Genomic DNA, 6918 nt, shown 5'->3' with positions numbered 1-6918 from the left:
CAGTCTTTTCAGACTGTTATCCCCCTCTGTAAGGCAGGTTACCCACGCGTTACTCACCCGTCCGCCACTCGCTCGAGAATCACTAGGTTTCATCTCTCGCTCGTTCGACTTGCATGTGTTAGGCACGCCGCCAGCGTTCATCCTGAGCCAGGATCGAACTCTCATATTAAATACGAAAGAGATTTCTCTCTTTTAAGTTCTTCCCGTTCAGAACTAAAAGCTTGGCTTTATTTGTTCTGTCCGTTTTTCTTTACTGCGATTGTATTATTCGCTTTAGACCTTTTTGGTCTCGCTTCAGATCTTCAAAAGATCTTCCGCTTCTGAATCTTCTTTATAGAATCTTCAGGGTCTGTGTATTAATCGATCTTCGATTTTCAAGGTTCTTGCTGTTTTCTTGCGACAGCTTGTTTAATATATCAGCTCTTAATAGTGTTGTCAAATGGTTTTTTGAAAAATTTTTATTTTTTTAAGCCAGACATTATTATTAGTTCAAAAACTTTTATAAACAGATTAGATTCTTTCAGAAAATACAGCCATGTGCCCTCTCTGTTTATCTGCTCCATAATATCAATTATTAGTCCATTCTTCGGGAATAAGCTCAATACTATAAATATTATCCATATATACAATATTGATTCTATTAATCCGAGCAAAGCTCCGGATATTCTGTTGATAACAGTTAATACAGGTAATGCAGCAATTTTATCAAGAATGTAAAAAATAAGCTTCATTATGATCGTTATTGCAATCATCAGGATTATAAATGTGATAACAGATAAAACAAAGTCTGATATTTTTTCTGTTATTACACTTGCTATTTTATCTATCCCAAGCAGTTCACTTATGTCACCGTCGCTTTTCCCAAGGCTGTTTTTTATTATTATATTAACTATATTATTATCTGAGCCTGATAGATAATCATTTTGCATTTGTATGCTGCTTCCGGCTTTTGATTCTATATATTCCTTAACCAGAAACTCCACTTTTTCACTCACAAAAGATTTCACCGCTTCATTATTTTTTATCCATTCCTGAAAATATGGTTTTGCCATCCTGGTTATAACAATTGACATTATCAGTGTAACTAGGTTAGATGACATCTTTACAAAACCTTTATAATAACCTGAAATAAGCATGACTACCATAAAGGTAATCACGCTTATCTGAACCCAGTCGTTTTTAATTACTTCCAATGCTACTGTCATATACTCAACTCACAAAGCAATCTTCCCGTAAAATCAGTCTGTCATCTTTATCGTATTTCGGATGAAATACTCCTGCAAGTTTTTTACCGAATCCTGATTTTTCTGCCTTATCTGCAGCTTCTTCAATAAGGTCTTCTGCGCTTGCTTTATTTAAAGCGATACCGTCCTCCTGCATTATTTCAATTCTTTCATATAACGCCAATACAGTCTTTCCCGGTAAAACACAATCTATACTCTTTGCATAGTTTTGTGCATAAGTTGCAAAATCATCAATATCCATTTCCTTATAAAAATCTGATGGTAATGCATCCTCCTCTTCCTGCGGCTTTGGCATTGATGGAGCTACATTCTTAGCTTTAACCGCTACTTTGGATTTATCTACAGTTACTATGGTTTCTTTTTCATCCTTCTTAGCAGGGATTTCTACCTGATTTATCTGAACATCTTCCACAAGATCGTCTTCTATATCGGAAACCAGGTCAAACTTCTTTATAAATAACGGTCTGTCTTCAGCCATTCTGTCAAACCTGTCTACAACATCCACCAAAATGATGGAACTTGGGTCTGCAAGTTCATCAATATAATCTGCTATCTCATCAACAACTTTATAAGTTAAAGAACCTGCATCCTCTATGATAAGATCTTTTCCTTCGATCTTGGATTTAAAAGCTTCGAATCCTTTTTCATTCAGTTTTTCGGAATTTGTCTTGGCAACTTTGAAATCATAACCATACTTGTCATGAAAATACTTAATTTCATCTACTGCAATCTTAAATCCGTCTTCTTTAGATTTGGATTCTATGATCATATGGTAATTATTGAGCTTATCTTTTACCTTATTCTCATCAGATTTACTGTTACCGGAATCATTGTTATCCGGCTCTTCAGAATCAAATTTTTCGGTTACTTCAGTATCTTCATCATCAGCATTACTGTCTTCAGCCAAAGAAGTATTTTCAATTTCTTCCTGCCTGTCAGAAACATTCTCATGATTCCTGATATTTGTTATATTGATTTCAGAAGGTTTTTCATTTAACTCCTCAAATTGTTCTGATGCCTTTTTAAGTTTATCCTCGTAAAGACTTCTGTTCTCAATAAGATCCAGCTGCTGTTTTGATAATTCTCTGTACCTTTGCTTTAATTCCATGGCTTTATCAACGTACTGTCCAAGCCCAAACAAAAGCATGATTTTATCACAGGTCTTTACACATTCATCTTCGTATCCTACATCAGAATACAATTTTGCCAGCTCATACAGCCATTTTTCATCTACATCGACTGATGTATATTCTTCCAAAGGTGCGATAAGCTGTTCATTAGACGCGCCTTTAGCTTTTAAAATCTTATATCTTAACAGGAACTGTCTAGAATCATCCGGACTCATTTCACAGAATTCTTTATAGAATTCCTGGGCCTCCTGAATATCTCCTGCCTCAACAGAAATCTCTGATAATTTAAACAGGAATCTCTTGCCTACAGGAGCTCTTTCGAATGCCAGTATCAGAATATCCTTGGCTTCCTCATACTCTTTGTTATATTCATAAATCTCTGCTACCGAAGAAAGAAGATTGGCGTTTCTTACTCGTCTCCAATCTATCGTATCGGCAATCTGCATGGCTGTTTTATAATCGCCCTGCTCTGCCATCTTTCGCATTTGCTCAGCTTTAATGTTAAATTCATACTTATCCATTAAACAATCATACTCCTTAGCAGTTAATATTTATAAAATAACTCTTCCATCCAATGCTCTTAGTAAGGTTATGCCATCTATATTCTCTATATCTCCGCCAACCGGCACACCTGACGCTATTCTTGAGACTTTTATTCCCATAGGCTTTATCAGTTTAGTAATATAGGTTGCTGTTGTTTCACCCTCTAATGAAGAATTGGTAGCTATAATTACTTCTTCAATATCATCCTTCAGTCTGGTTATCAATTCTTTTAGTTTTATATCATCAGGTCCGACACCAAGCATAGGTGAAATGGCGCCATGTAATACATGATATACTCCACTGTACTTCCCCGTACGTTCATAGGCAGACATATCTCTGCTGTTTTCAACAACCATTATCTGCTTATGATTACGATTTTCGGATGCACATATAGGACATGTATCGGAATCTGTTAAAGTATAACAAATCTTACAATACCTGACGTTATTTCGAGCCGATAAAATAGCTTCTGCAAGCTGCTCAGCCTGTTCCTTTGGTGCATTAATAATATGGAATGCCAGCCTTTGGGCACTTTTCTGGCCAACTCCCGGTAGATGTGAAAGCTCACCTATAAGTTTTGAAATATCTTTTGAAAAATATTCCATCAGAACCCAATTCCTCCGGTAAGCTTACCCATTTCAGACTGCGAATCCTCATCTGCTGAACCGATAGCCTGGTTTACCGCAGCAAGAATCATATCTTCTAGTGTTTCTACATCTTCAGGATCAACAGCATCTTTATCAATATCAACTTTTATTACCTTTTTCTCACCAGTAACTGTGATCTTTACCGCTCCGCCTCCGGCCTGGCCGATATACTCTTTCTTGGATAACTCCTCCTGGGCCTCTTCGAGTTTTCTCTGCATACGCTGATACTGTTTCATTATATTATTCATATTCATTCCCGGCATTCCTCCGGGAAATCCACCATGTTTAGCCATTTATAAACCTCTCATCCTTCTGTTTCAATATTAATATTTATCTTACTCAGATCATCTTCAGTTACATATATTGTTGAATTTTCTTTTTCTTCAGATAATTCAGTAACAAATTTAATGTATTTATTATATCTGTTTTCAACAACCTTACATAACATATCCTTAGATTCATTTTCGGAAATGATCTTATAACAAGCCTTGCTCTTTGTTACAATTATCATCCCATCATGCTCCCTGTTAGGTTTAACATATGAATCTTTCAAAGCCACTGAAACAACTGAAGAAGGAACAGCTATGCATATATTTCTCCATTCCTTTTTCAGCAATTGAAGATCTTCATACTGAGCTTTCGGTAATGCTACCTTTTTGGGAGAATCTGATTTTATTCCTTTTGGAACATAGTCTTTTGTATAAACCGGAGTTCCGGCCAGATTCCCATTTTTTATTGAGTCAATATTGATTTCTGCAATATTTCTCTTGATCTCGCTAAGCTTGGCATTTAAGCCTTCCAATGATGCATCCGTTTCAGGGTAGGCCATTTTCATTAAAGTTGTCTCCAATAATATCCTTTTGGATACGGAATATCTCATTTGATTGCTCAGTTCACTCAGCATCCTGATGAAACGTAACAACTCATCTATAGAAAACAGCGTTGAATCTTCCTTTAGCTTTAACAGATTCTCGCCGGACATATCCACAAGACCGTTTAAGTTATCAACACTCCTAGCCAAGAGAAGGTTTCTTATATACATGATCAGATCATTTATAAATTGCCCTATCTCTCTTCCCTGCTCAATGACTTCAGATATGATATTCAGGATGTCCCTGATATCCTTTTTATTCAACGCACATATCATATCAGAAAAAACAGATGTATCAACAGCTCCCAATATGTTTAATGCATCTTCATATTCGATTTTATGATCGAATTGAAAGGCTGAGCATTGATCCAGCAGTGATACGGAATCTCTCATGGATCCGTCCCCCACTCTTGCTATATAGTGTAATGCTTCATCATCAACAGCTATACCCTCACTTGCAGCAATTTCATGAAGTCTTTCCGCTATCGTTTCTGTAGATATTCGACGAAAATCGTACCTTTGACATCTGGAAAGAATTGTTATAGGCAGTTTGTTTGGCTCAGTTGTTGCCAGAACAAATATCACATATTCAGGCGGTTCCTCCAAAGTCTTTAGAAAAGCATTAAACGCAGCCTGACTTAGCATGTGAACCTCATCAATGATATATACTTTAAATCTCGCATCAACCGGAGGATACTGAACCTGGTCCCGTATCTGTCTTATATCTTCTACACTATTATTTGATGCAGCATCCATTTCAATAACATTCATGCTTGAATCATTCAAAACAGCTCTGCATGTTGCACACTTATTGCAAGGATTACCGTTTTCCGGATTTTCACAATTAACAGCTCTGGCTAGAATTTTCGCAACAGATGTTTTACCTGTTCCTCTGGTTCCGCAGAACAAATATGCATGACCTATACGCCCGGTCTTTATCTGATTTTTAAATGATTCTATTATAGGATCCTGTCCTTTGATCTCATCAAATGTCTGAGATCTCCATTTTCTGTATAATGCAGTGTAACTCAATTAAAATCCTCATTTAAAACATTAATATTTTAAAATCTTTTTCAATCTCCAAATGAAATTCCAAGAAGCTTAGCTTCCTTTACTATCTGAGAATCAGGATTAACATATTTTAATTTTCCGGCAATATCCTTTAAAGGAACTTTAACAATATCATTTTTAACCAATGCAACCATATTACCAAAGTCCTGTTTTTTTATTAATTGCGCAGCTTCAATACCAAATCTTGTTGCCAGTACTCTGTCATAAGGAACAGGTGCACCTCCTCTTTGAGTATGACCGGGAACGGTTACTCTTACTTCTATTCCGGTTCTCTTAAATACCTCATCTGCAAGCTCGTACGAAACAGAAGGGTACTTTCTTTCAGCCAGCTTTTTCTTATAATCCTTCTTCGACTTCAAAGAATCTTCATAAGAAATGGCACCCTCTGCTACTGCTATAATTGAAAACTTGGATCCGTATTTATACCTTTCAAGAATCTTATTACATACAGCATCTATATGATATGGTATTTCAGGAATTAGTATTATATCAGCTCCTCCGGCTAAACCGGCGTATAATGTCATAAGACCCACTTTATGACCCATTATTTCTACTATAAATACTCTTTTATGGGATGCTGCTGTAGTATGTATACAATCAATCGCTTCTGTAGCAATATTAACAGCGGAATGAAAACCAAATGTCATATCAGTTCCCCAAAGATCATTATCTATGGTTTTTGGACATGCTACAACATTAAGTCCACTCTGAGAAAGAAGATTTGCAGTTTTTAAAGAGCCATTTCCTCCTAAAACAACCAGACAATCAAGTCTAAGCTGTCTATAGGTATGTTTCATGGCCTCAACCTTATCAAGACCATTTTCATCAGGTTCATTAATCGTTTTAAAAGGTGTTCTTGATGTCCCCAGAATTGTTCCACCAATATTTAATATACCGGAAAAATCAGAGCGCTCCATTTTATGATATTCCGAATAAATAAGTCCATGATATCCGCTTTCAAAACCATATATTTCAAGATCATCGAACAAATTAAACAGTGCTTTTCCCACACCTCTCATGGTTGCATTAAGCGCCTGACAATCACCACCACTTGTAAGCATTCCAACTCGCATTATAGCTTCTCCTTTCTGACAATAGATTAATGTATATTAAAAAAATCAAAAATTTTCCTTCATAAATTATACAAGTATAGCATATGTTTTTCAACAAAATAAGAGACCACCAAAAGGTGATCTCAGAGACTTGCGGGAGAAGGATTTGAACCAACGACCTTCGGGTTATGAGCCCGACGAGCTACCAGACTGCTCCATCCCGCGATATTCAACCAATGTCATTTTCAAAAATTAATGGGGCCTACAGGGCTCGAACCTGTGACCCCCTGCTTGTAAGGCAGATGCTCTCCCAGCTGAGCTAAGACCCCATTCAGTTGAAAATAACAACTGTGAAACTCA

Annotated in this window: 6 protein-coding genes, 2 tRNA genes and 1 rRNA gene; all 9 read right to left on the bottom strand. The window is 36.6% G+C overall.

The window, feature by feature from the left end; translation table 11 throughout:
* Positions 1–169, bottom strand: a 16S ribosomal RNA gene (locus G625_RS0114105); the annotation flags it as partial.
* 289 nt (positions 170–458) lie between these two features.
* Positions 459–1205, bottom strand: a complete 747-nt coding sequence (locus G625_RS0114100; RefSeq protein ID WP_029201613.1) for a CvpA family protein — start codon at positions 1203–1205, stop codon at positions 459–461.
* Between the two features lie 4 nt (positions 1206–1209).
* Positions 1210–2895, bottom strand: a complete 1686-nt coding sequence (locus G625_RS0114095) for a tetratricopeptide repeat protein (protein WP_029201612.1) — start codon at positions 2893–2895, stop codon at positions 1210–1212.
* A 30-nt stretch (positions 2896–2925) separates the two neighbouring features.
* The gene (gene recR, locus G625_RS0114090) at positions 2926–3522 is read right to left on the bottom strand and encodes a recombination mediator RecR (RefSeq protein WP_029201611.1); all 597 of its coding nucleotides are present in this window, start codon (positions 3520–3522) and stop codon (positions 2926–2928) included.
* Positions 3522–3857, bottom strand: a complete 336-nt coding sequence (locus tag G625_RS0114085; RefSeq protein ID WP_029201610.1) for a YbaB/EbfC family nucleoid-associated protein — start codon at positions 3855–3857, stop codon at positions 3522–3524. The genes recR and G625_RS0114085 overlap by 1 nt, the downstream gene beginning before the upstream one ends.
* 11 nt (positions 3858–3868) lie before the next feature.
* Positions 3869–5467, bottom strand: coding sequence for a DNA polymerase III subunit gamma/tau (dnaX, locus tag G625_RS0114080; protein ID WP_029201609.1), 1599 nt, complete (start codon positions 5465–5467; stop codon positions 3869–3871).
* A gap of 41 nt (positions 5468–5508) precedes the next feature.
* Positions 5509–6579, bottom strand: coding sequence for a 6-phosphofructokinase (locus G625_RS0114075; RefSeq protein ID WP_044932908.1), 1071 nt, complete (start codon positions 6577–6579; stop codon positions 5509–5511).
* Between the two features lie 130 nt (positions 6580–6709).
* A tRNA-Met gene (locus tag G625_RS0114070) sits at positions 6710–6783 on the bottom strand.
* 31 nt (positions 6784–6814) lie between these two features.
* Positions 6815–6887 (bottom strand) — tRNA-Val (locus tag G625_RS0114065).
* Between the last annotated feature and the right edge of the window lie 31 nt (positions 6888–6918).

This window comes from Oribacterium sp. NK2B42 (assembly GCF_000424445.1).
GTDB lineage: Bacteria > Bacillota > Clostridia > Lachnospirales > Lachnospiraceae > Oribacterium.
This window is presented reverse-complemented; position numbering and strand designations above follow the sequence as displayed.

Bases quoted from the DNA above. Each gene is read 5' to 3' on its own strand.
- G625_RS0114100 (WP_029201613.1), bottom strand. From the start codon at position 1,205: ATGACAGTAGCATTGGAAGTAATTAAAAACGACTGGGTTCAGATAAGC.
- G625_RS0114095 (WP_029201612.1), bottom strand. From the start codon at position 2,895: ATGGATAAGTATGAATTTAACATTAAAGCTGAGCAAATGCGAAAGATG.
- recR (WP_029201611.1), bottom strand. From the start codon at position 3,522: ATGGAATATTTTTCAAAAGATATTTCAAAACTTATAGGTGAGCTTTCA.
- G625_RS0114085 (WP_029201610.1), bottom strand. From the start codon at position 3,857: ATGGCTAAACATGGTGGATTTCCCGGAGGAATGCCGGGAATGAATATG.
- G625_RS0114075 (WP_044932908.1), bottom strand. From the start codon at position 6,579: ATGCGAGTTGGAATGCTTACAAGTGGTGGTGATTGTCAGGCGCTTAAT.